Annotated in this window: 18 protein-coding genes; 3 read left to right on the top strand and 15 right to left on the bottom strand. The window is 41.8% G+C overall.

Annotated features, from left to right (window positions below; translation table 11 throughout):
- Window positions 1-30: 30 nt before the first annotated feature.
- The 4 genes from dnaE to PHP90_RS05995 form a co-directional block, all read right to left on the bottom strand.
- Window positions 31-3,564 (bottom strand): DNA polymerase III subunit alpha, encoded by a 3,534-nt coding sequence (gene dnaE / locus PHP90_RS06010; protein ID WP_299926819.1) that lies wholly within the window; start codon window positions 3,562-3,564, stop codon window positions 31-33.
- Window positions 3,565-3,642: 78 nt separating this feature from the next.
- A complete protein-coding gene (locus PHP90_RS06005) occupies window positions 3,643-5,304 on the bottom strand; it encodes an EAL domain-containing protein (RefSeq protein WP_299926816.1) in 1,662 nt (553 codons plus the stop codon).
- A gap of 139 nt (window positions 5,305-5,443) precedes the next feature.
- Window positions 5,444-7,846: a PAS domain S-box protein gene (locus PHP90_RS06000; protein WP_299926814.1), complete on the bottom strand. Its 2,403-nt coding sequence runs from the start codon at window positions 7,844-7,846 to the stop codon at window positions 5,444-5,446.
- On the bottom strand, window positions 7,843-8,550 hold the full coding sequence (locus tag PHP90_RS05995) for a response regulator transcription factor (protein ID WP_299926811.1): 708 nt from the start codon (window positions 8,548-8,550) through the stop codon (window positions 7,843-7,845). Before PHP90_RS05995 ends, PHP90_RS06000 begins: the two co-directional genes overlap by 4 nt.
- A gap of 182 nt (window positions 8,551-8,732) precedes the next feature.
- Between PHP90_RS05995 and PHP90_RS05990 the strand changes: the two genes are divergently transcribed.
- Together PHP90_RS05990 and PHP90_RS05985 are read left to right on the top strand one after the other, a co-directional pair.
- Window positions 8,733-9,119: a PAS domain-containing protein gene (locus PHP90_RS05990; protein WP_299926808.1), complete on the top strand. Its 387-nt coding sequence runs from the start codon at window positions 8,733-8,735 to the stop codon at window positions 9,117-9,119.
- A 12-nt stretch (window positions 9,120-9,131) separates the two neighbouring features.
- Window positions 9,132-10,232: a methyl-accepting chemotaxis protein gene (locus PHP90_RS05985; RefSeq protein WP_299926805.1), complete on the top strand. Its 1,101-nt coding sequence runs from the start codon at window positions 9,132-9,134 to the stop codon at window positions 10,230-10,232.
- Window positions 10,233-10,244: 12 nt separating this feature from the next.
- Here the strand turns inward: PHP90_RS05985 and PHP90_RS05980 are convergent, their stop codons facing one another.
- The 3 genes from PHP90_RS05980 to PHP90_RS05970 are packed head-to-tail and all read right to left on the bottom strand — an operon-like array spanning window position 10,245 to window position 12,583.
- Complete coding sequence (locus PHP90_RS05980; RefSeq protein ID WP_299926802.1) at window positions 10,245-10,691, bottom strand: YaiI/YqxD family protein; 447 nt, start codon at window positions 10,689-10,691, stop codon at window positions 10,245-10,247.
- Entirely contained in the window at window positions 10,675-11,307 is a 633-nt protein-coding gene (locus PHP90_RS05975) for a DUF2238 domain-containing protein (protein ID WP_299926799.1), read from the bottom strand. Before PHP90_RS05975 ends, PHP90_RS05980 begins: the two co-directional genes overlap by 17 nt.
- A gap of 10 nt (window positions 11,308-11,317) precedes the next feature.
- On the bottom strand, window positions 11,318-12,583 hold the full coding sequence (locus tag PHP90_RS05970) for a malic enzyme-like NAD(P)-binding protein (protein ID WP_299926796.1): 1,266 nt from the start codon (window positions 12,581-12,583) through the stop codon (window positions 11,318-11,320).
- A 175-nt stretch (window positions 12,584-12,758) separates the two neighbouring features.
- Here PHP90_RS05970 and PHP90_RS05965 point away from each other — a divergent pair, with 175 nt between their 5' ends.
- The gene (locus PHP90_RS05965; RefSeq protein ID WP_299926793.1) at window positions 12,759-14,387 is read left to right on the top strand and encodes a methyl-accepting chemotaxis protein; all 1,629 of its coding nucleotides are present in this window, start codon (window positions 12,759-12,761) and stop codon (window positions 14,385-14,387) included.
- A gap of 220 nt (window positions 14,388-14,607) precedes the next feature.
- On the opposite strand, the gene PHP90_RS05960 is transcribed toward PHP90_RS05965, so the two are convergent.
- From PHP90_RS05960 to PHP90_RS05925, 8 genes are all read right to left on the bottom strand, one after another.
- Entirely contained in the window at window positions 14,608-16,266 is a 1,659-nt protein-coding gene (locus PHP90_RS05960) for a hypothetical protein (RefSeq protein WP_299926790.1), read from the bottom strand.
- Window positions 16,267-16,278: 12 nt separating this feature from the next.
- Entirely contained in the window at window positions 16,279-16,728 is a 450-nt protein-coding gene (locus tag PHP90_RS05955) for a hypothetical protein (RefSeq protein WP_299926787.1), read from the bottom strand.
- 79 nt (window positions 16,729-16,807) lie between these two features.
- A complete protein-coding gene (locus PHP90_RS05950) occupies window positions 16,808-17,908 on the bottom strand; it encodes a hypothetical protein (protein ID WP_299926784.1) in 1,101 nt (366 codons plus the stop codon).
- Window positions 17,909-19,177, bottom strand: a complete 1,269-nt coding sequence (locus PHP90_RS05945; RefSeq protein ID WP_299926781.1) for a hypothetical protein — start codon at window positions 19,175-19,177, stop codon at window positions 17,909-17,911. It abuts the gene before it with no gap.
- Between the two features lie 71 nt (window positions 19,178-19,248).
- A complete protein-coding gene (locus tag PHP90_RS05940) occupies window positions 19,249-22,134 on the bottom strand; it encodes a WG repeat-containing protein (RefSeq protein WP_299926778.1) in 2,886 nt (961 codons plus the stop codon).
- Window positions 22,135-22,149: 15 nt separating this feature from the next.
- On the bottom strand, window positions 22,150-23,451 hold the full coding sequence (locus PHP90_RS05935; protein WP_299926774.1) for a hypothetical protein: 1,302 nt from the start codon (window positions 23,449-23,451) through the stop codon (window positions 22,150-22,152).
- Between the two features lie 97 nt (window positions 23,452-23,548).
- Window positions 23,549-24,346: a hypothetical protein gene (locus PHP90_RS05930; protein ID WP_299926771.1), complete on the bottom strand. Its 798-nt coding sequence runs from the start codon at window positions 24,344-24,346 to the stop codon at window positions 23,549-23,551.
- Between the two features lie 126 nt (window positions 24,347-24,472).
- On the bottom strand, window positions 24,473-24,962 hold a 490-nt coding region (locus PHP90_RS05925), incomplete at its 5' end, for a hypothetical protein (protein ID WP_299926768.1).

Raw genomic sequence — 24,962 nt, 5'->3', positions numbered from 1 at the left:
TTTACTTTTATAATGCAAGAAGTATAGTATTTAAACTACATCCACATCTTCTAGCGCACTTAATTCTTCAATTACCTTGTTATCCACACGTATCGCCGAGTCGATCACAACATCACACAGTTTTGAGACGATTGTAAGCTTGATCGGACGGCGTCCCGGATGACGGCGTACTAGGGTGTAAAGTTTTTCGAGCGATTCGAGATTTTCACTGAGACGGATACGGAGCAGTAACGGCTCCTGCGGTGCTTCGACGATTTTCGTCTCGACCTTTTTCGCCTCTTTTTTCGCCTCTGCGAGGGTCATGATCTTGCTGACACTGATACGGGTGAACATTTCAGTGTGAGTCACTTTTACCTTGAACGCGATCGGTTCGTCCAAGTCCATTTTCTCCAGCTCTTCGAGCTTGTCGCTAAAGAGCATCACCTCGATATTGCCGTGGAAATCCATGAGGCTTACGAGTCCGAATTGCGACCCTTTTTTCGACATTTTTTTGGTGATCGTTTCGACCTTACCGATGAAGATGGCAGTGGAACCATCCTCGATATTTTCAACCTCGGAAGAGAGGGTGTAGTTGATGGCATCGATTTGATCACGGAAATTATCGAGCGGATGACCGGAGACATAAAACCCGAGGGTATCTTTCTCAAAATCGAGGAGGGTTTTAAGATCAAATTCGTCCATATTTTTGAGGGTAAGCTCTACTGCCGTCACCTCTTCGTCATCTCCGAAGAGGCTGAATTGGGCATCTTTTTTCAAAGATGAGCCTTTTTTTGCCGTCTCTACAAGGGTTTCGACCTGCTCCAAAAGGGCACGTCGTGAAAAGCCGAAATGATCCAGCCCCCCTGCTTTGATGATACACTCGATCACCCGCTTGTTCACTTTTTGAGGTTCGATGCGGTTGATGAAATCCTGAATGTCTTTGAACTCACCCTCGGTTCTGGCTTCGAGGATCGATTCAACGGCTGCTTCTCCGACCCCTTTGATCGCTCCGAGACCGAAGAGAATCTGATCCTGATCGTCTTTGTTGATCGCAGAAAACTCGAGCTGTGAGTGGTTGATGTCGGGAGCACCGAGGAAGATTTTCATCCGTTTGGCTTCATCGATGTATTTGACGACTTTATCCGTGTTGTCTTTCTCCGACGTCAAAAGTGCCGCCATAAATTCCTGAGGATAGTAGGTTTTGAGCCACGCGGTTTGGAACGTGACCATCGCATACGCCGCAGAGTGGGATTTGTTGAACCCGTATCCGGCGAATTTTTCGATCAGGTCGAAGAGTTCTGAGGCTTTTTGATAATCCAGCCCCTGCTTTTGAGCCCCTTCACTAAACTCACGGTTGTATTTTTGCATCTCTTCGAGTTTTTTCTTACCCATCGCACGGCGAACGATATCCGCCCCGCCGAGACTCATCCCCCCGATCGTTTGTACGATCTGCATAACCTGCTCTTGGTAAACAATGACTCCGTAGGTCGGTTTTAGGATCGACTCTAGTGCCGGAAATACATAGGTAATCGCTTGACGACCGTGTTTACGTTCGATAAAATCATCCAACATTCCCGATTCCATCGGCCCCGGACGATAGAGAGCGAGTACCGCAATCAAATCCTCGAACACGCTGGGCTTAAGCCGCTTGTTCAAATCCTGCATCCCCGAACTCTCAATCTGGAACATCCCGATCGTATCGCCGCTTTGGATAATCTCATAAACTTTCGGATCATTCTCATCGATTTTGTGCCAATTGACATCCACGTCGTAACGCTTTTTGATCAGTTTGATCGCGTTATCGATAACATCGAGTGTTTTAAGTCCCAAGAAGTCGAATTTGATCAGGTCGATATCTTCGAGATAGTTGAGTGAGTACTGGGTGACGAATGTCTCCTCGCCGGAGGGTTTGTAGATCGGCGTTTTCTTCCAGAGCGGTTCGTTGGAGATAACAACCCCCGCCGCGTGCATCCCGGCATTGCGTTTGAGTCCTTCTAGTTTTTTACTGAATTCCCATACACGCATTGCTGCCGCATCGCTTTCAATCAGCTCTTGTATCTTCGGTTCTTTTTGGAAAGCTCCGGGTTTGAATTCTCCCCCTTTGGTTTTACCGTTAAGGGTGATTCCCAGCTCATCTGGGATCAGTTTAGCCATCATGTCGGCTTGGGAGAGCGGCATCTCTAAAACACGTGCAACGTCGCGAATGACCCCTTTGGCTAACAGCGAACCGAAAGTGATGATCTGCGCTACCTGCTCACGCCCGTATTTACGGACGACGTAGTCGATGATCTCGCCGCGACGAGCCTGCATAAAGTCCATATCGATATCGGGCATCGATACCCGTTCCGGATTGAGAAAACGCTCAAAAAGCAAATCGTATTTCATCGGGTCGATATCCGTAATCTCCAAAGAGTAGGCAACGAGACTTCCCGCCGCCGATCCGCGTCCCGGTCCTACCGCAATCCCCATCCGTTTCGCTTCGCGGACGAAATCCCAAACGATGAGCATATAGCCGGGGAATTTCATCTGGTTGATTACCTGCATCTCGAACTCTAGGCGCTCACGATACTCCTGATGACGTTCAGCAGGGACATGTTCAAGACGCATGTCCAGCCCGATACGACATCGGTGGATAAAGTATTCGGAATCTTCTTCGATATTCAACCCTTCTTCGAGGGCGTATTCAGTGGTAAATTTAAAGTTCGGCGGAGTCGGATTCCCGAGTTTCAGTTCCAGCTGACATTTATCGACGATCTCCTGAGTGTTATAGAGCGCTTCGGGGATATCGGCAAACAGCCGTGCCATCTGCTCAGGGGATTTGATGTAAAACTCATGGACGGAGTGGCGCATACGCTTGGGATCATCGTAGAGTTTATTCATCCCGATACACATGAACGCTTCGTGATACTGCGCATCACCTGCATAGGTGTAGTGGGTATCGTTGGTCGCAACGAGCTTAATCCCCGTCTCTTGAGAGATTTTGATCACCTGCTCATCGATAAAGAGCTGATCGGCAATCCCGTGACGCATGATCTCCATGTAAAAATCGTCCCCGAATATCTCTTTGTACTCCAACGCGATCCGTTTGGCTTCGTCGTACCCTAACGCCCCGTTTTTAACGTTACGTTCGCTGTTCGTATTGAGGTGCCAGTTTATCTCACCCTGCAAACACGCAGAGGTGCAAATGATCCCCTCAGAGTTCTCGCGAAGGAGCTGTTTGTTAATACGCGGGAAGTAGTAAAAGCCGTTGATATAGGCTTGGGAAGAGAGATACATCAGGTTTTTATAACCTGCTTCGTTTTTAGCAAACAAACAAACGTGAAAACGCTGTTTGATCGTTTTATCGCCCAAATCTTCACCGTTATGGATGTAGGCTTCCATACCGATAATCGGTTTGAGTCCGGCTCCGCGCATCTGCTGATAAAAATCAATCGCTCCGAACATATTCCCGTGATCGCTCATCGCTACCGAGGTCATCCCCAGCTCTTTGACTCGCGCCGCCAATGCAGAAATTTTGTTCGCGCCGTCGAGAAGGGAGTATTCGGTATGAAGATGCAGATGGGTAAACGGAGGGACTGTGCTCATGAAAAAATGCCTTGAAAAAAAGTAAATAGATTATAGTGTCTCGAGGGTAAAGGGGAGCTTTTTAGAGTTATCTATAATTTAAATTTTTCTCTCCCTATAATATTTTTCAAATTCGGATACCCCCATCGGTTTGGCGAAATGGTACCCTTGCACCGCATCGCACCCGTATGCGTCGATTACAGCAAGGACATTGGCATCCTCAACTCCCTCCGCAATCGTTTTTAAGTTAAGATTTTTTGCCATTTGAATAATAGTCTTGACAATCGTTGCATCCTCACGATCTTTTAAAATATCACGAACAAATGACTGATCAATCTTAAGTTTATCAACAGCAAAACGTTTTAGATATGCCAGACTCGAATATCCGGTACCAAAATCATCCAGAGAAAGCTGAATGCCGAGGGCTTTTAGGTTACGTACGCATTGTAATGTAATTTCAGTATTATGCATCATGATTGACTCCGTAAGTTCGAGCTCAAGCTGTTTAGGATTGAGTTTGTTCATCTGGAGTGCATTGCGAATTATACTTTCTAGATTACCGCGTAAAAATTGCATCGCTGAAATGTTAATTGCCATTACGATATCTATTCCGTTTTGTTGCCAAATTGCAGCTTGACGGCATGACTCTTCAATTACCCACTGCCCTATTTGAATAATTAAACCTCTGGATTCTGCGATTGGAATAAATTCCATTGGCATAATTATCCCTAGTTCAGGATGTTGCCAGCGGATCAGCGCTTCAGCCCCGATAATCTTATTATCCGCTAAATTGATTTGTGGTTGGAAATGCAGTACCAATTCATTGTTTTGCAAAGCGTTTTTGAGGTCATTTTGGATTTTCAGTTGTTCAATCAAATTCAAATTCATTTGTTGAGTGTAAAAACAGTAGGTATTTTTACCGTGTTCTTTAGCTTCATACATCGCAGTATCAGCATTTTGAAGCAATATGTCAAAAGAATCGCCATCGTCAGGATAGAGTGCTATTCCGATGGATGCTGAAGTATTAAAAGCATGATTTTTGACATAAAATGATTTTTCAAATTTCTTGAGAAGTTTATTGACTATAGAAATGATTTCATTCAATGTTTTGATCGATACGATATAAAGAAATTCATCTCCGCCTTGTCTGCTGATAATATCGTTAGGGTTTTTATCTTCCATCAAGCGCAATGCGACCATTTTTAGGACCTCATCTCCGACGGAATGTCCTAAAGAATCATTAATCGATTTAAATCCGTCAAGATCAATAAAGAGAAGTGCTACTTTTGAGCCGTTATGATTTGCTTGGGAAATTAGATTTTCCGTCCTATCTTTTGCAAGGATACGATTCGGCAAACTCGTAAGCGCATCATGATGCGCCATAAATTCTATTTTTTTTTCAACCGTTTTTCGTTCTGTGATATCTTGAATATTTGCAATCCGATGTTTTACAACTCCATTTTTATCTTTGATCACTGTAATATGGACAGAAACAGGTACAGGAGAGCCGTCTTTTTTAATATGATTCGTTTCAAATGAAATATCATTCATTCCGCAAGCCAAAAGAATTTCATGTGTTTCCAATTTTAACATGCATTCCGGACCAAATACTTCTGCAGGTGATATTCCGATAAGTTCATGTGGCTCATATCCGTGAATATGTGCAAAAGCAGGATTCACCATTTCCAAGGTGTTATCCTCGGCATTGCAAATCGCGATACCTACTTTTGCATTATCGAAAATGTATTTTAATTTTTCCATTTGGGGTTCAATTATCGACATAGAAAATATCTAACGATAAATAGAGAAAGTACAGAGTTATTCATCTCATTATAGTATCACGGCATCAGTCACGTATCAGTCATGTTTTACTCATGACGATGAAACTGTTTTATCCCTATTAAACTACGTTTCGTCCACTGATATCTTTAACAATTGATATTTTTAAAGGTATACCGTCATACTCAAATGTGGTTACGTTAATCTCCACATCCAAAATATGCCCGTCTTTAGCTCTATGTTTTGTCTCAAAAACCATATCATTCACCATACGTAAATCTTCAATCATAGTATCAATCTTATCCACGGATAAATAAACATCAATCTCTTCTATCTTCATGCCCATCAGCTCATTTTGGGTATATCCCAACATTCGACAAGCAGTATCACTAACGTAACGGACAGTACGATCATCTCCTAAAATATACACCGCATCGCTCGCATGATTGATAGCGGTTTCGAGTAATTTCAATTGTTTTTCCGCATTCTTTCGTTCTGTAATATCCCGTCCTATAACCATAACCCCGGCTACTTTGCCTTCATTATCAAACTCGGGTACGATACGCTGGCTTCCGAAACGAATTTCTCCATCCGCAGTACGATATGGACTTTCTAACTCATACTCTTTACCCTCAGAAATGACACGTTCAAACAGTTGTTGAAATTCTTTGAGAACAGGTAACGGTGAATATTCCGCAGGCGTTTTACCGAGTATATCTTCGAGTGGTTTGCCTATAAGTATCTGTGCCATCGGGTTTGCGTAGGTACGCCGACCCTCTAAATCATATCGCATAATCACATCAGGAGAGTTTTCAACCATTGCCCGGAAAGCTTCTTCACTCTGTCGTAATGCCTCTTCGGTACTTTTCCGTTCAGTAATATCACGTGAGATAGCGAGACTGTATCCGACACCGTCGTATTCAAAGTAATTTGAACTTACTTCGATCGGATATAGTGTTCCATCGCTTCGTTTGTATTCTGTTACCCCAAGGGTCGTTCCCTGTTCTTGAATATCTTTCCAATGTTCTCTCCACCACTCTATCGGACAGTTCGGATCAATGTGAATCACTCCCATTGTAAGAAGTTCTTCTTTGCTATAGCCCAAAGACTGACAAGCCCCCTCATTGACATAATGAAACATCGAATTCTCATCAATCAGGAATACGGCATCTTTTATATGATCAAGTGCAAAACGTTTGAGTAGCAGTCTCTCTTCAGCTGCTTTTTTCTCAGTTATATCCCAGATATTCGCGATTCGGTACTGAACATTACCTTGCTCGTCTTTAACAGCTATAAGTTCTATCGCTACCGGAAATCGTGAGCCGTCTTTACGAATGTGGATCGACTCAAAAGAGTAATATCCCTTGTTGTGTGTGATTTGCATAGCGTGCTGCATATCTTCAATGCATTCAGGTGCAAATACAGATGCAATTTTTTTGCCTCTCAACTCTTTGACACTGTAACCGTGCATTCTGGCAAATGCGGAATTCATCACTCCAAAGGTCTGATCTTCTACCGTGCCGATGACGATTCCCCATTGCGCATGTTCAAAAATTTCTGCCCATTTTTTAAGAGTTTTTTCCATCTCTTCTAATTCAATGATTTTATGCGTCAGTTGTTTGATCCGTTCCAATGTCAGTTTTTCGTCAGATGTTTCCGGGTCAAAGGGATTTACACTATTCTGTGAGTATGGTAAAACAATCGTAAAACAAGCACCACCGTTACTGTTTACGACAGCAATAGTACCTCCAAATCGTTTTTCGATAATATTTTTTGTCATGTAAAGACCGAGTCCTGAACCTTCAGGCTTTGTCGTAATATGCAGATCAAATATCATTTCCAACGGGTTTAACCGGATACCTCCCGCATTATCAGAGACCGTGATAATACACGTTTTTTCTCTTCCCTTTACATTTAGGGTAATTGCGGCAGAATCGTAAGACGTATCATCAAATGCATCTTTTGCATTGAGAATCAGATTTAATATTGCATGGATAAATTCATTTGGATTACCCTGAATCAGTGGGTTGACATCCAATTCAAAGTTTAATTTGATACGGCTGTTTTCAAAAGAGTATTCAGTGATTTTTCGTACTTTTTCCAGTTCATCAGCGATTAAAAAGCTCGTACTTTCATTCTTTCGCTGCGACAAAAAGCTATAAAATGTATCAATCGTTTCACCTAAATGCTGTATTAATTTGAAACTGGTATCAACTGAGTACAAAAGCTTCTCTTTTGAAATTTCCCCCTGAAAAATCAGTGCCGCCTTAATACTGTTTTGAATCGATCCTATAGCATTGAGAGGCTGTTTCCATTGGTGAGCAATATTTCCGACCGTTTCACCCATTGATGCATTACGTGATTGCAAAAATAAGATTTTTGCTTCCTCTTTTGTCTCTTTCGTCAAACGATCACATTCTTTTTGGAGATATTTAATTTTATATGCGAAATAGAGGGATAGAACAATTGCGGAAAATAATAAAATCAGGAGCAATAAGATACGTTCATTTAGGAGGAAAATCATACGTTTTGTCTGGGTAGTTCTTTTGTTTCAAGCCGATAACCGATCCCTCGAACAGAGATAATGATATCAACCCCCAGTTTTTTACGTAATCGCAAAACAATATTTTTTATAGCTGATTCACAGATCGGGTCAAGCGGCCATAGGGTTTTTCCTATCTCATCCTTAGTGACGGTCATAAACCTATTTTTTAATAGTAAAACTAAAAGTTCCTGTTCTTTAATTCCTAATGTCACGACAGAACCGTTATGATAAAGTTCTTTAGTTGCAAAGTTATAAAAAAGGTTTTTCCCAAGTTCAATCAATCCCTCATTTTTATGGGTACGCTGCAATGCTTTACATAGTGTAGAAGTCAGTGTTTCAAGATCAACAGGTTTAACCAGGTAACCGTCTATAGAGAGATTTGCCGCATTTAATAATAAATCCTGTTCCGCAAAGCTTGTCATCAAGACAATAGGAAGTTCATAATCAGTATGACGTATCTGACGGATCAGGCTTAATCCGTCTTTTTTAGGCATTTTAATATCGGTTAATAAAATATCAGGAGATTCATCCTCATACAATCGTAACGCTTCGTCTCCATCCATAGCAATATAGACTTTCTCAAATAACATATTCAAAATCTCAGCTGTTTCAATTCGTGCAATCGTATCATCTTCAACGTATAAGATACTTTTATTTTTGAGAAGCAAAATATTGTAGGCCATAATTAAAACTTTCCGACAAACTTAAGATTTTGTATTTATGTAATTCTATTGAAAAGATACTTATATTATTGAGAAAATTATAATAGTCATATATTGGTCATATTTAAAAGATTATATATAACCAATATTAACCCAAAGAAAGACTATGATTCATAAACATTTTTAATCTTTGGACTAACTCAATGAATGAAGAATATATATTACAGGAAACCGATTTTTTAGTTTCACAAACCGATTCAATGGGGATAATACTCTTTGCAAATGAAGATTTTTGCAAAGTTGCCGGATATTCTTTAGAGGAATTAATAGGTCAAGAACACAACATCGTACGTCATCCTGATATGCCTAGAGCTGCCTTCCGAGATTTGTGGGAAACGATTCAAGCCGATAAGACATGGACCGGATACGTCAAAAATAAAACAAAAAATGGCAACTATTACTGGGTTTATTCGATTGTATATCCGATTCGCAGTGGCAAGAGCAATGAAGTTACATATATATCATGTCGCAGAAAACCAAGCAGAGAAGAGATTGCAATCGCTTCAGACTTATATAAAACAATGCACTAAAAAAGGATATATATGACACATTTTTTTAAATCAGCACTTTTAATTGCTTTAGGTATTTTTGCCCTGATTTTATGGTACATGACACACACTGTTATTGGAGTTTTCATCATAATTGCAGGGATTATAAGCAGTGCTGTATGGTTTATTAATCAACAGCAGGATAAAAACGACTTCTCTATAAACAATTACCTCAACGACTTTATGGATTTAATGTCATATAAACGTACTAAATTACATCCGATAGATGCAGAAGCCGATAGTGTAGAAGAAAAACTAAATACAATTATCAAAATGCATGAATCAGGGTTGATTACCGATATAAAAGTCGCTGGTGAAATGGTCCTTTTGGCAGATAAGGTCAAACGAGGACATTATGACGAGAGAGTCATAAATGATACACAAACTCCGCATGTCCATCTAGTGCGAAAAACAATGAATACCATGCTTGATTCCATTGAGCATAGTATCGATGACATAATGATAGTCCTAACAGAACTGACAATAGGCAAATATGAAACCCGAGCAAATATCAATGTTGAGGGCAAAATGGGACAATTGCTTGAAAAAGTCAATGAACTTGGAAATGCTCTGTTAATGATGCAAAATCAAAATGAAGCTTCCGAAACAGCACTGAATACGAAAACACAACAATTTAAATCTATGCGAGACACAAAATTTGTCGAACTGAACAATACGATTAATTCCACAGTCCATAAAATCCAATTTGTAGCGAATGAAGAACGAAATCTTTCTGAAAATTTGCATACATCCGTAGATAATGCTCGTGAAACGAAAGCTATTTTAGTGACCATAGGAGACATCGCCGAACAAACAAATCTTTTAGCACTTAATGCCGCTATCGAAGCTGCCCGTGCGGGTGAACACGGACGAGGATTTGCGGTTGTTGCGGATGAAGTACGTAAACTTGCGGAAAGAACCCAAAAAAGTCTTGCAGAGAGTTCAGCGACTATCAATATTCTCATTCAATCCATCAGCGATAACAATGAAGTTCTCAATAAGAATATGGAAGAGATGAGTTTATTGACCCAATATGTCAGTACACTTGATACACAAATGCATGAACTGATGCATACAATGGATAATATGCACTAAATGTCTATTGTTTTATGCTCGCTTTGAGAGTAATTTATTCAGTCCGTCTGCAAATAAGCGCACTGTTTTTTCTCCGATAGCAGCGGGGCCTCCCGTGATCTCTCCGTTGTTTCGGAGTTCTTCCATCAGATTGCGCATTGCAAGGAGATGTTTGATGTTATTTTCATCGTAGATTGTCCCGCGTGGATCAAGTGCAACCGCTCCGATGGTGACGATCCGATCCGCCAGCGGAATATCGGCGGTAATCACCATATCTTCCGGTTCGCACAGTTCGGCGATACGGTGATCCGCTTCATCAGGGCCCTGAGCTACAACTTCCATCGACACAAAAGGGACATTTGGAATTCCGATTTGCTTATTGGCAATAAAAACGGTGGTGATCTTCCGTTTTAATACTGCTCGCATCAGTATCTCTTTGAGCGCGTTTGGAAATGCGTCCGCATCAACGAGAATTTTCATTTTGACCCACTTTTTTAATTAATTTATCGTGAAAACCGGAGAAAAAACTGATAGCAACACAGCTTCCTATCAGGGCAAAAAACATATCCGACTGCGTATCCCAGATATCGCCCTGAGTCCCTAAAAACTCATCCGCACCCTGCCCCAACCATACGGCCGCTCCCCATTCGATCAGTTCATACGACGCACTGATTGCAAGTACGATACAAATAACGATAAAATTTAGCATACGTCGCCCGTTGACGTAGTTCCCGCGAATCAAGATTTCACGTGCAATCAAAGCCGGAGCAAAACCCTGCATGAAATGACCGATTTTATCGTACGGATTTCGACTAAGATCGAGCCACTGCACAATTTCAAATCCAAGCGGGACACGGGCATACGTATACATTCCTCCAAAAATCAGCACAATCGAATGAATGAATATGACAAAATAAAGCAGTGACGTCAGGGGAAACGTTCGATAGCTAATCGCTAAAATCGGCAATGCTATGATGACGGGAGTCACTTCCATCACCCATGTCAAGGAATCATATGCATGAAGACCCGTGTATACCAATAAAGCAACGAGGGAAATCCCACCCAGAAGAATCCCGTTCAAATTTCTATTGACCATAGCAGACACTTCAGTCTAACCGTTTTGCCAAATCGATTCGGTACTGTTTCAAATCAAAATTCTCCACACGTGCCACACCGCTTTTCACTGCCGCTTCCGCCACACTGGCAGAGACTTCAACGATCAGCCGTTTATCAAACGGTTTTGGGATAATGTACTCTTTTCCGAAACGCAACTCTGTTTTATAAAGTTCATTGAGATAATCGGGTATTTCTGTACGTGCCAACGCGGCCAATGCTTGTGAAGCGGCTACTTTCATCTCCATATTGATCGTTTTTGCACGTACATCCATCGCTCCCCGAAAGATAAACGGAAAACCTAAAACATTGTTTACCTGATTGGGATAATCGCTCCGTCCGGTCGCAACAATGGCATCAGGACGTGCGGAACGGACATCTTCAGGAAAAAGTTCCGGAACCGGATTCGCAAGGGTGAAAATAATCGGTTCAGGTGCCATACATGCGATATCCTCAAGTGAGAAACTTCCCGGCGCCGAAAGCCCGACAACCACGTCGGCATTTTCAAATGCACTCCGCAAGCTCATTCCCTCAGGGGCAACAAATTCAAGCTTTTGTGCGTTGAGATCGCTTCGCCCCGCATGGATAAGCCCTTTTGAATCGGACATATAAATCTCACGGATTCCCATAAAACGGTAAATACGTCCGCAGCTGATCGCGGCAGCTCCTGCTCCGACGATCACGACTCGAATCGACTCCAAAGTACGTCCGGTTACTAAACATCCGTTCATGATTCCTGCCAACGAAATAACCGCTGTACCGTGCTGATCATCATGCATTACGGGAATATCGAGACGCTCGATCAGACGCCGCTCAATCTCAAAACACTCCGGTGCTTTGATGTCTTCGAGATTAATCCCCCCGAACGTCGGAGCAATCGCAGCGACCGTGTCGCAAAAACGTTCGATATCGGTTTCATCCACCTCGATATCGTACGAATCAAGTCCGCTGAATTTTTTAAAAAGAATCGCTTTTCCTTCCATGACAGGCTTTGAAGCGAGTGCACCGAGATTCCCCAAACCTAATACCGCCGTCCCGTTGGAAATAACAGCGACAAGATTTCCTTTCGAGGTATAGCGATACGCATCATCCGGATTTTTTTGGATCTCCAGACACGGCGCGGCAACACCGGGAGAATAGGCTAAACTCAAATCACTTTGAGAAGTAAAAGGTTTTGTAATAAGCGTCGCAATTTTACCAGGCTGAGGCTTTTCATGATAAAGCAATGCATTTTGATTGAGAGAAAAGTCGTGATTCATAATGACCTCAATAGAAGATATAGATAATTATACAACACTCAGTCCCTTAGAGGCCCATTCTGCCCGTATTATTCAAATATGACTGATGACTGACTTAGAATTATTTTATCCGTCACATTTGGAACATTTTGGTATACAATAGGGTCTGAATAATTTCATTTGAAAAGGATAAAGTATGACGGACAACATAACCATAAAAGCCAAACTAACTCTATTGGCCATTGTGATTCCCGTAATTTTAATCATTTTAGTCGCCTTTTCACTCTCTACTGTTAAAAATGAACTCTTGGATGCCAAAAAAACCATGCTAAAAACGCAAATCGACACAGCAAGTGCGTTAATGGCCTATTATGATAAAGAGGCAACCAGTGGAAAAATGACTCAAGAAGAAGCTCAAAATGCCGCTAAAAATGCCATTAAAAATCTCCGCTACAGCGGGGAAGAGTATTTTTTCATTCTCGATACCGATATCCGCGGAATCATGCATCCGATCAAACCAAAATTGGACAATACAGACTTATCCAATATCAAAGATCCAAACGGAAAAAAACTGTTTGTTGAATTTGGCACAGTGGCTAAAGAACATGGCGAAGGCTATGTGGACTACATGTGGGCCAAACCGGGCAATGATACGCCTCTGCCAAAACTCTCTTATGTCCGTCTCTTTAATAAATGGGGATGGATTGTCGGTACCGGTGTCTATATAGACGATGTTGAAAACGAATTTACGTCGATAGCTGCCGGTATGATCGGTATTTCTTTGCTCCTCATCATTCTCTTGATTGTTTCCATCATCGGTCTTCGACGTTCCATCACAACCAAACTTTCTATTATGCAGACAATGGCACAAGAACTAGCTAGCGGAAACGGCGATCTGACCAAGCGGTTAAATATTCCCGGAAACGATGAACCCGGACAAACAGCATCTTCCATTAATGCATTCATTGAAGCAACCCAGCAGATGGTACAAAGTGCTAAACGCTCATCCGAAGAAAATGCTTCCGTCGCAACAGAGCTATCACAAACATCACTTCATATCGGGCACCGAATGGAAGATGAAGCGCAGCTGGTTCAAAACATACATTTCAATACCGAACATCTCATCACCCAGCTCAATCTTAGCAAACATGACAATGAACAAACCCGTAATGAAATTATTGCGGCTAATGAAACACTTACAACGTCCCAACATGAACTTGACGACATGATTTTGATGATCCGAAGCAGCGCCGAAGTGGAAACGGTTTTTGCCGACAAACTTCATGAATTGACCAATACGGCACATCAAATCAGTGAAGTTCTCTCTGTGATCGGAGATATCGCCAACCAAACCAATCTCCTAGCCCTCAATGCGGCAATCGAAGCAGCGCGCGCGGGTGAACACGGACGCGGTTTTGCCGTTGTTGCCGATGAAGTACGGAAACTTGCGGAACGGACACAGGGGAGCTTGACGCAGACCAATGCCACGATTTCAATGATTGTCAGCTCAATCGAAGAAGCGACCGTTCAAATGGGACAAAACGTCAAACAAATTCAACAAATCGAAAAGAAATCCCATTTTGTCGGGGATAGCATCGGCCAAGCCGTTACTGTCGTACAACAGACTACCGAAGCAATCAAAAAACTGGTGATCGATGCAGATAAGAATATGTCAGAAGTCGAAACCATGGCATCCGGTCTAGCCAATATTAATGAATTGACACGTGCCAACGCCCGAAGTATCGAAGAAATAGCAAGTACGGCGGAACACTTATCCCATGTTGTGGAAGGTCTAAACAACCAACTCAGCCGATTTCGTGCTTAAAAGTCAAATAACAGCTATTCGCTCACACACCGTACATGTACCGATTCTTTTTTCGGTGCAGTCGCAATACCTCCGAGTTTAAATCCAAGAATTAGCCTAAACTCAATCACTGTTAATTTCATTTCGATTTGTAACCCCCAGATAAAAATGATTTTAACACAAATTCATATTTTGCTTTCGTTTACATAACAGAAATTATATTGACAATATCCGATTTGATTTACCAAAAGCCAAAATTCATTTTCTCCGTAATTTTGTTTGGCTTATAAAAATTAGGCTCTAATTTTACTGTTTGTAACCATGCAAGTAATGCCAACCGCATACGCGCCGTGTTAGGATCATCTGTTTTTACATCCGGCAACAATAATATCGAGCCCATGGTTTTTGCATTTCGTATTTGCTCAATATCTTGCTTGGTAAGTTCAAATGTTTCAGGGGCATCATTAATACATGTTTTGGTAAGCGTAACTTTTCCAGATTTGGACGTGCCATAGGACAACAATGCATCAAGCGTAAGCATACGAGACATCATCGCATCATCGACCTCATTAGAAAACGGGAACATAATCACGTAGCTGTTATCTCTATCTGAAGTTTGTGGACACCATTGATGAGCATCTTGGAGCATAGATGCTGAAATTCTCATTTTGCCAAAAGGTACATCATTAAATTCTGTTCTATATTTTGCAAGCACATCATCTTTAGACTCCACTAGCCAGTTGTTCGCATCCTCAAATAGCTTTTGTGCTTCTGCATTATTCCCAGTAGATTTAGCAATCATGGCATCCACTGCTAATTGGCGAGCTTTATCCTCTTCTCGAGTTTGATCGTGATTGCTTTTTGCCAGTACATTGAACTTATTGGCAAGGGTGTATTCTTTAAGCACTATCAATTTTTCAGCAAGGTTTAGTGATACACCGCTGTCATTGAAATTTTTGGTTTGACTAACTAGGCCTGTTGCTTGATCTGCCCATTGGTTAATAAATTCAGCTGATACACTAAATGTACCGACTACTTCATCCAGCATCTCTAAAATAGCTGTGATGCGGTACTTTTTAGTGGAATCTTGATTTTTAGCGACTGATTTTTTTGCATCCTTGGCTAATAAATCTATTTTTTTATTAACGAAAACCGGAGCAGTAGAGTTGAGTAATTCCTGACCTCCACCTGCTGCAGATTTAAGGATTTGTAAATTAAAATCATCAGCGAAGTCTTCATAAAGACTCTTGCATCCACTACCATTTTTGTTTTTTACTGCAGGAAGTTCACTGATTTGTTTAATTAACTCAATTCTTTGAGACGGTGTGCTCTCTATACTTTTATTCAGAATTGTTGCAGCAGACTGCCAATCACATTCTTCATTAATTTTATAAGAGGTAATTATTTTTGTTTTAACAGATTGAGGTGTTTTAAAACCTACTTCAGACACATCACCGCGTTCATCACACATGCCAGTATAAACGGCACCTTCTCCGAAAAAATGGATGTAATAAGTATTTGCTACTCCATTACCCTCAAAGCCATTAATCATGCGCATTTGAGTGATATACGGAAAACGCTCTGCCTGAACTTTAGGCCGTGCAATAAAATCAGTAACTTTGTTCGTGGATTTTACCGTTGCGGTATAACCTTGATTATCAGTATCGCCATAAATCACAGTAACCGCTTTACCATCTTCGCCATAAGTAATCAGGTGGTAAGGTTTATTGTTCCAAGCCTGCTGTGTAACTGGATCTAAAATTTTAACTCGCAAAACATGCTCGCCTTGACCTATCGCCTTGTCTGGTGTGACATTATTAAACTCTTCAGCAGCAAGCATAGGAAGCTCCAAAATTAAATTAACAATCATGCTGAATAAAATATACCTAAAGGCATTCATAAGGAGACTCCATCACTTAAAAAATAGTACTTCTAGGTATCCGTTCTTAATCAGACATTTCTTTGTGTCATAGCTAGCAGGCACTTGTAGGGCTATTGAGGCAAAGCGCGGTGATTTGGATGAAACGTCTACTGACAACTCACTGATTGTTTCATTGTCGGGCTCATAATTTGCGAAGGTCACCCAAGTGCCATTCGGTAATGCTTCATTGAAATCATCGGGTGAACCTTTTTCAAACTTGCGTTTTGCGTTAGTTAGTAGCTCAAAATTACAGGCTGAAGAGGTCTCTTTATGTGACATGGTAATAGCGATAGCATCAGCAGGCTTTTGTGAGACCAGCGTGATATTCAAGTTATCAATTCCTGTTGGGGATTTAGTCTGGAAATGAACATCTGCTGCGTTGAGAGAGGGTAACAACCCTAACAGTAGTAGAAAAAGAGAACTGGCAATTTTTTTATCCATTATAATCCTTACTCATTTTTTCATTCAATTAATATAACACATATTACAACCAAATATCGTTAAGAAAAGGGGTGCAGCTTTAAAGTCGATCAATTTGTACATCAAGTATATTGGCTAACTCGAGAATTCGAGAAACATCACCGCGATAAGCAACAAAAAACAGATAACTGTCGCACATTGTATTGATGCTCATTAGTTCTAAATCACGTTTAGCCAAAGCACTTTGAAGATATGGAAACAAATCATGACTGTAGGTCTCTTCAGGATAATCAAACGAAAATTCATCCTCAATCATTTCAGAAATAAAATACTCGGCATCTTCCGGTTCAAATTTCCAATCGCTATTCCAACAGTTAACACTTTCAAAAAACTCGTAGTTATCCTCATAAAATTCATTCTCTTCAGAAGATAATTTATGTTTAGCAAACATTTTTTTAGCTTGTTTTTTGATGATCTTTAGCTCTACTTTATTTCTCGTAATCAGACATAAAAGTTCTTCAAAATGATGTTGCGTGAACTCTTCGAGAAGTAAATTAGGTGCAGAAACTATCTCAGGTAATTCGATATGCAAATACTGACAAGTAGCTATCAAAACCGTTTCAAAATCTTTTATCGTTTCTTCATTAATTTCAGATTCTATAATAGCATTTTTGATGTATTGACACTTTAATAAAGAGCTAATATACGAAGTAAAATAACTCTTTTTTTGGTACAAAATTCTATAGGAGTTTGTTTCCGGGCTTCCGTCATCACAACAAAAAAAGATAATAAAATTGTGCAGTACATTTTTTTTCTTTTTATTCTCTGTATTATAGGATGTAACGTCGCTATGGAATTGAATATGGATAAAATCATACGATGCGTCGGGAGTAAGTAACTCTAAATCCAATGGTTCGATGTCGATTTGTGAAAAGATAAAATTAAGCACTTCAAAACCGTTGTTAAACCCACAATTTTTGATCTGACTTCTACTTTTCTGATCGTCAAATGATTCGGGAAATGCGTATCGATTTAGATAAATTTTGTCAAAAAAACCTTTCATTTTAAAATTTACGCTAGAAGATTCTTCGTACAGGTACGAATAGATGGCATTTAAAATGTCAAACGAAATCATTCCCTTTTCCTCTTTTTTTTGATGTAAATAGTAAAAAAATCGTTTTAATCGATTCCACCAAGTCATTTAGCGTATTCCGTAGTATTCTAGGTATTTCCCGTTGAACCTATAGTTGATATTTTTGCTAGTAACATTTTTCCCATCGACCAATGGTAGAGTAAGTATCCCCGTTTGTTTATTATATGTGATAAGTTTTAACGGTCTCTCCGGACGATCAACTACACTGAAAAAATCAAAATCGACATCGATTTTATGGTTCATCGTTTTGGATTTGGTTTTAAAAATCGAAGCATCTTCTAATTTTCCAGTGTTCGAGATCGTATATGCCAACACTGATTGCCGTAAATCGCTTGATGAATAGACACCGTTCGTGATTACCAAATATTGGGGCTGCTGTTTAATTTTTACAGTATAAATGGCAGAACAATAGCTCTGAGGATCATCTTCTTTTGTTTCGGGAACGTGAGTTTGAACACCGTTCTCAGTTTGGTATTGGATTATATTTTTATAAAAATGCATACTTCCGCCCGTCTGAGTATCCCAGCTGTAGAAACGGAGTTTTTTGTCATCGGATGTGATGATTTTGAGTGTGTTGACTAATTTTTTAAAATCGTACTCCAAGGTCTCTGGATTGCTGCTGATTAAATCAATGATCTCTTGGGATAGTTGTTCAGAAACATCTTCTATCGAATCGGAATCGTTTTTGAGTTGTTGTTCTAACTCTGAGAATTTATTTAAAAGAATTATCTCTATCTCTTCCGGAGATTTATGTAACGTATATTTTTTAATATCATTTTGATAATATTTGTCTCGAAGCGATTGATAATTTTTATAAACAAGATTACCGTATTGAGATAAACTGACTTTTGGAAAGCTAACCGATTCATAAACGAACGGTAGTGAGACAAGTCTTTGCTCGTTTTCATCAAAATATTTAAAGTCTGCTGTAAAAGTATTGGTTAATAAATTCAAAGAGTCACAACTGTTATCATCGTTCGGTGTATAAGTGATATTAGTACTTTCTATAGAGTCTAAAAGAATTTGATTGCTTTTTTTATCATAGTGAAATCGACTGACATGAGATGCACGCTTATCGCTTGATATAAACGCGAAACCTTCTGATAGTCCAACGATTCTATCATTCCCTCCCGAATTGATCGGTTCGCTGTAAATTTGTTGATATTTATTGGTTGATAGTTCACACACAATACGATTGCTCGAATCAAGATATACCCGATCTTCTTTTGTGTCAAAGTCGATATCTTGAAGTAGCGTATTCTGACCATACAGCAAACTTGATGATAGGAAAAAAATTGTAAGAGCCGTTATTTTCATTTGTAGCTTCCTCTTTTAATATTTAAAATAAACTATTATTTTAACCCATGACGATATGCAAAAAAGTGTACTTAACACCCCGGCTTCACGTTTTTTGGCCAAATAATTTTGCCCTTTCCATCCAACAGGATCGGATCTTCACCGCAATGCCATCCACTATGCAAGAGCAAGTTTCCGCTCTTGTCAATGACACCCAAGTTGCCTTGAAGAAGAACAATGGCACGCTCTTCCGAGAAATCATCTGCAGCTTCAAATTTTGAAGGAATGGCAACCTTTCCTGAACTGTTTATGAAACCATAAACACTGCTCTCTTTGTATTCATCACCACCTTTTTTCTGCTTATCAGGGATGGATTTTTTGACACGGAAAAGTCCGTTATGCATGGGTTTTATTTCTTCATATGGAAGAGGTCCGACGACCTTACCCGCACTATTTGCCAGTGCAGTCGGAAAGCCGCGTTTCTTTTCACCGGTATTGAGGACAATCCAGCCTTCGGAAAATTCGTCCGTAGCTTCTCCTTCTAAGCGGAGGCGCTCTTTCCAATCAAAACCATAAAACACCGTTTGCTTGTCATCATAAGTCCCCTCGATGACAAACCACCAATAAGAAGGCTGATCGTCGGCCATAGGCTGTGGTTTCTCTTTGGTTGATATCATCCCATCTACGTGCACATGTTGCACCTTCTCATCATTATTCTCTTCTCTGGAATAAGGACGCTTATCCAATTGACTAAACCAATAAGGTCCGGGGGCTACCGTCCACTCTCCACGGGTGTTGATCAAACCCTTTTCCTCCTTGCGGTTGGCGAGATACCAGCCATGGTCAGTATAACTGATCGTATCATGAATGTTGGGTAAAATCTCTTTGCCGTTTATATCGATCAGACCCTCATTCTGGCTTCCTTTAGTGGTGCGTAATAATTCACCTTTTTGATAGTCGATCACTATATCTGAAAACTGCGGCTTAATAAGCTCCTTACCAAGTGGTGAAATCAAACCTTTAAGTTCAATCGAACTTTTTTCCAACTGAACTAGAACCTTACTCTTCCAGCCGATCAAATGTGCCCCTTGCAATAGGGGCTCTGGCTCAGTACTATAGGCAGGGGCTAGCGTCCATTGTCCGTCACGGGTATCGAGCAATCCCCATTTTTCGTCAATCTGAGCCGTAATTAGTCCTTGCTCAATATGCTCCCCGAGGATGACACCTGATGGTAAACTGAGTTTTTCCAGCTTCCCTTCCGTAACCCGATAAAGCACCGAGTTTTCCGATTCATCCATTCCAGTTATAAGGAACGGGGCAATGCGACGATAGCTACGACCGGGAGGAAATGGAATGATTCGTCCGCTGTTATCAACGATGACCTCCTCATCATGAAATGTGGCGAACGCAAGACCATGACGGAACAACGTCAAACGTTCGAAATCGGGTTGAATAACCCACCTACCCTGTCCATCCACAGCACCCCAAACTTCTCCTGCTTTCATAATAAAAGGCCCTTCAAGAGCTTCACCAGAAGAGTTGTAGCTGTAATCAAGCAGTTCCGATTCGTAGTTCCACTCTTTTTGTGTGAGTATCTTATGATCTTGTGTCAAAATAGCTATTTGCTCATAATCCTTGATTATTATCGCCGCAGGGAGCAGATACGGATTTGCGTTTGCCTGTTCACCTTTCGATGTGATCAGTCTCACCCAATTATACTTCCCTTGCACATCAGAATCTTCACTAGACAACACGATCCCATGAGGGTCAAGGAGGACAAAGGTTTCATTTGCGTCATAGCCCCCAGTGTACTCCTGATCCTTCTTTTTCGATAAAAGCAGATAGTCGCCGACTTGACTGATTTCAGGTTCCGTGATGGATAGATGCTGCGGCTTACCACCTAGGTGCATGACCCAGATTCCGCTGTCACCTTCGCAACCCGGATATGTCTTCCAGTTCCCTTCAGTAGCGCTTGGGTATATCCCACACTTTGTGGAGAACAAGAGTTTTCCTGCGGCATCGAGCACATCCGTTTTCTCTTCCGGAGATGTTTGGTGTCCAAAATATGTCCCTTGATCACTGCGTTCGAGCCTATCATAAATCGGGGCAACGACAAATTTTCCACCCTTGTCGATTAACCCTGATTTTCTATTATGTGTCTCTGATTTGTCTTCAATTGTAGCAATGGCGAGTCCGGAGGAATAAGCTTCGAGCTCGACAAATCTAGGCTCTACGAGCCATTTTTCGTTCAAATCCATAATTCCATACAGAGACTCGTTATTGATATATTTGTTGACGATCAACACTCCCTCACTGTAAGTAGGGTTGTTATCCGCTTCATAGGGAAATTCCATACGCCGACCATCAACATTGATCAAAAAAGGTGGGTACTTCACCGTTGCAACATAGTGACCAAAATCCTGGTTCCAACCATCCAAAGAAACATTGCTATCGAAAGTCTTGATGGTCTTGCCACTTTTCTCGATCAAGAGAGTCCGTTTAGCTTCGTCCTCGACTACCGCAACACCGTTCATAAAAGGTTGGGCTCTCTCATAGATAGCCGGAATAATCAGTCGATTTGTAGCATCGATATAGCCATACTTACCCTCCACTTCAACGACGGCCAGCCCTTCACTAAAACTTTCAACCGAGGTATATTGCATAGGGATAACAAGACTCCCTGATTTGTCGATGAAGCCATATTTTTCATCAATGATAACGGCCGCCAAACCCGACGAAAAATCGCGAACATCATCATACGTCGGTTCGACAACGATTTTACCGGATGTATCGACAAAGCCCCACTGATCCCGAATTTTGAATGCTGCCAGCCCTTCATTGTAGGGACAAAGTTCTTCTATCGCAGAAAACTCTGAATAAACTTTGTTACAACGCACCTCGCCAAAGAGACTTAGCGGAAGAAGCAATATCATGAACCAAGACAGATATAGTTTTGACATATGTTTTCCTCTTTTCATGTGCAGATGTTATCCTTAGAAAGGCTTGCCTAAAGCGCAGTTGGGAATAAAACTTCGTCGATAATTGCGATAAGCATTGCGTATTGCAAGGAGTGTCTCTTCTTGGCTTTCAACCTTTTGAATTGCCTCCTCGTCATCGGTCGCTAAATGAAAAGGCTCCAATTCGACAACTGGGGTAGCGTTACACTGAGCAGCAACGGCTTGGCAAATCCATTGCGCGGAGCCTCCAATTGAGGGCGGAAGCAAAACATTAGTGGCAGCATTTTCATCGCGATACGACATCCGCTCACGTAACATCTCCAACAACGGTTTAACACCGATCGCATTGGTCGCAAGTTGCCGATGCTCAGCCCCAAACCATGTTAAACGGGTTGGGATTTGTAGCCCGCTGTGGCAGTCCAAATAGATTTCTAGTTCAGAATTCTCCACATCATGAAGCTTTTGCGGTGCTTCTTGGTATTCGGGAGGAAGTTCAAAGAGATTTGGTTGCCTGTTCGTGTAGCGCACAGTACCGTCCGGTCGACTCGATACTTTGGCAATATCCACATTGTGATCGAGCAACCACTGGAGGTTTTCTTCGCTCAGTTCGGCTGCTGGTGCGTCATTCCTAGCATGAACGGCAACAGCCATCTCTGGTGCAAAATTAGACAGCCAAGTACGATACTGCTCTTCCAACTGTCCAAACATCAAAAGTGCATTGGAGGGTGGATGCTTCATCAATGGTTCAAGTTCAAGATTGAATTGTATCTTACGCCAAAAAATATCATTTGTATCGGCTTTCAATGCCTTTATAACAGGAGAATAAACGATTTCTTTGGTTTTCTTTTTACGCTCCAGCTGACGCTGAGCGAGGAAGCGCTCATTACCCGCAGCAGCACAGGCGAGAAAAATTTCGCTCCCACTTGGCCATTTATGGTCCTGCAACTCGTTTTGTAAATCACCTTTCCAAAGGGAAAGATTTGCGGCAGTATTATCACGCGAGGCTATAATCTTTCCACCCTCATCGAGTAAATGTTCCCGATTAACAATGGAAAATCCGGTTTCGCAATCAATCAAACGTTCTTTGTAATCATACCAACCGGCATCGGATTCTTCCTTACTCCATTGATCTTCGTTAACACGAGGATAACGCGTGGCTGAGTGAAGCAGACCATCAGGAAGACGTTTTAATGCCGATAAATGGACAGCATGAGCAGTATCTCTTGCATACATGGGAAAGTATACCCAGTCAAATTGATCAGCATGAGCACTGTTCAAAAATGAAACGGCACTCAATACAAAAACGGCAAGTCGAAAAGGTTTTGGGGTTATTTTCAAATCATGCTCCTATTCGGTATAAAGTTAGCAATTTGCCATAGACTGCTAATCATAGCAATTCTACCAATAGAGCATCAAGTGCCACAACATCAACCTACTAGCGATAGTTTTCTGCATCGGCAGCAGGCAGGGGTACCCTGCGACCCGTCGGACGTACCGGGTGGAAGATGCAATCCACGAGTTCGTATTCTTCTTCGCCCGTCTCTTCATCTTCACGGATCAGGTGGTAGGCCGGTTGCATGATTTGGATGCCTTGGCGGGCGAAGACTAGTGCGGCTTTGCCCATGCCAGTCGAGGGTACCCACACGCCGGTCCACGGCACGATCTCGCCGGTTTTGCACGACACCGATTTGTCGGCGGCGTATTCGGGGATTTCGGTGGGACGGATGGGGTAGGCAGAATCTTCATAAAGAAGAATGGAATTACCGACGATGCCTGCGTCGACGGGGTTTTCATAATGCAAATCTGCGGTGCCGGTTTTGTAATCGTCACTTGAATACCGAATGCTCATTGTGACCGCAAAGCCGAAATCACTACAAATGCTGTAGGCGGCATCCAGCGAATCCCAGAAAGGATTAACATCGTCACCCATCCAAGCGGAGTTGCCTTCCTGCAAACCGCGAGGAATGTCTTCCAGCCCTCCCCCAAAGGCGATCATGCCGCTGAAATCGTCTTGCACCAACAGGGCACGGGCATTGGCGTAGGACTGCAGGAGATATTCCATCTTGCCGCCCCAGTAGGGCACGGGGGCATAGTCGGCGATGAAAGCATGGCGCTTGGCGCTGGCGATAAAGCGATCACAGGCGGCTTGCAGATGATCGCGGGCACGATCCATGTACTCGGCTGATGTAATAGTGTACCAGAGGTGTGCCTCGCGGCTGAGATTGCGGGTCATGTATCCAACTTTCACTTTCCATCATTTCTGATAGTTATTGTATCTTTTTATTTTGATTTTTGACATTATTTAACACTAGAAGTGATTGGATTATCTATAAAAGTGAGGGTTGAATACATGACCCCTTTATTGAGGATGCTGTTTCTTGATGAGCGCAACAATCTGTTCGTCACTCACATGAAACGCCATATCAGTTGGCGCAGTGACAAGCAGTTCTGTCATATTAGAAATCTTATAAAAGAACTGCTCCGAGTAAAACTTCTTAAGTGCCTCCAAACGCGGTAGCGAATTCCGAATCTCATCGCTCATTCGTGTCGTTGACTCCCGAACTTCACCGGTTCTCGGATTAAACTCAAGGGTCAACGCAATAAATTCTCCCATTTTGTCGATGCAATCTTCACAGCCAAAATTTGCACCCTCTTCCCATAATCGATAGGCATCAACCCATCGCCCCTCGGTCCATGCGATTTTACCCAAGACGCCGTAGGCCTCAGGTTCCTGTTGGCTCTTCGCGCAGGCCAGCATTTCCTTGGCCATCGGGCGCAACGTCAACGAGCGCATGCCGAGTTCAAAACCCACCTGCACCATGGCCTGCGGGCTCCCCCGGTCAATTGCG

The sequence above is a fragment of the Sulfuricurvum sp. genome, from assembly GCF_028712165.1.
Taxonomy (GTDB): domain Bacteria; phylum Campylobacterota; class Campylobacteria; order Campylobacterales; family Sulfurimonadaceae; genus Sulfuricurvum.
Note: the sequence above shows the minus strand (reverse complement) of the source record. Positions and strands in the feature narration are given on the sequence as shown.

Excerpts from the sequence above, each read along its gene's own strand:
- PHP90_RS05995 (WP_299926811.1), bottom strand. The coding sequence starts at position 8,550 with ATGGCCTACAATATTTTGCTTCTCAAAAATAAAAGTATCTTATACGTT.
- PHP90_RS05970 (WP_299926796.1), bottom strand. The coding sequence starts at position 12,583 with ATGAATCACGACTTTTCTCTCAATCAAAATGCATTGCTTTATCATGAA.
- PHP90_RS05980 (WP_299926802.1), bottom strand. The coding sequence starts at position 10,691 with ATGAAAATTCTCGTTGATGCGGACGCATTTCCAAACGCGCTCAAAGAG.
- PHP90_RS05955 (WP_299926787.1), bottom strand. The coding sequence starts at position 16,728 with ATGGATAAAAAAATTGCCAGTTCTCTTTTTCTACTACTGTTAGGGTTG.
- dnaE (WP_299926819.1), bottom strand. The coding sequence starts at position 3,564 with ATGAGCACAGTCCCTCCGTTTACCCATCTGCATCTTCATACCGAATAC.
- PHP90_RS05950 (WP_299926784.1), bottom strand. The coding sequence starts at position 17,908 with ATGACTTGGTGGAATCGATTAAAACGATTTTTTTACTATTTACATCAA.
- PHP90_RS05960 (WP_299926790.1), bottom strand. The coding sequence starts at position 16,266 with ATGAATGCCTTTAGGTATATTTTATTCAGCATGATTGTTAATTTAATT.
- PHP90_RS05990 (WP_299926808.1), top strand. The coding sequence starts at position 8,733 with ATGAATGAAGAATATATATTACAGGAAACCGATTTTTTAGTTTCACAA.
- PHP90_RS05945 (WP_299926781.1), bottom strand. The coding sequence starts at position 19,177 with ATGAAAATAACGGCTCTTACAATTTTTTTCCTATCATCAAGTTTGCTG.
- PHP90_RS05930 (WP_299926771.1), bottom strand. The coding sequence starts at position 24,346 with ATGACCCGCAATCTCAGCCGCGAGGCACACCTCTGGTACACTATTACA.
- PHP90_RS06000 (WP_299926814.1), bottom strand. The coding sequence starts at position 7,846 with ATGATTTTCCTCCTAAATGAACGTATCTTATTGCTCCTGATTTTATTA.
- PHP90_RS05975 (WP_299926799.1), bottom strand. The coding sequence starts at position 11,307 with ATGGTCAATAGAAATTTGAACGGGATTCTTCTGGGTGGGATTTCCCTC.
- PHP90_RS06005 (WP_299926816.1), bottom strand. The coding sequence starts at position 5,304 with ATGGAAAAATTAAAATACATTTTCGATAATGCAAAAGTAGGTATCGCG.
- PHP90_RS05965 (WP_299926793.1), top strand. The coding sequence starts at position 12,759 with ATGACGGACAACATAACCATAAAAGCCAAACTAACTCTATTGGCCATT.
- PHP90_RS05985 (WP_299926805.1), top strand. The coding sequence starts at position 9,132 with ATGACACATTTTTTTAAATCAGCACTTTTAATTGCTTTAGGTATTTTT.
- PHP90_RS05940 (WP_299926778.1), bottom strand. The coding sequence starts at position 22,134 with ATGAAAAGAGGAAAACATATGTCAAAACTATATCTGTCTTGGTTCATG.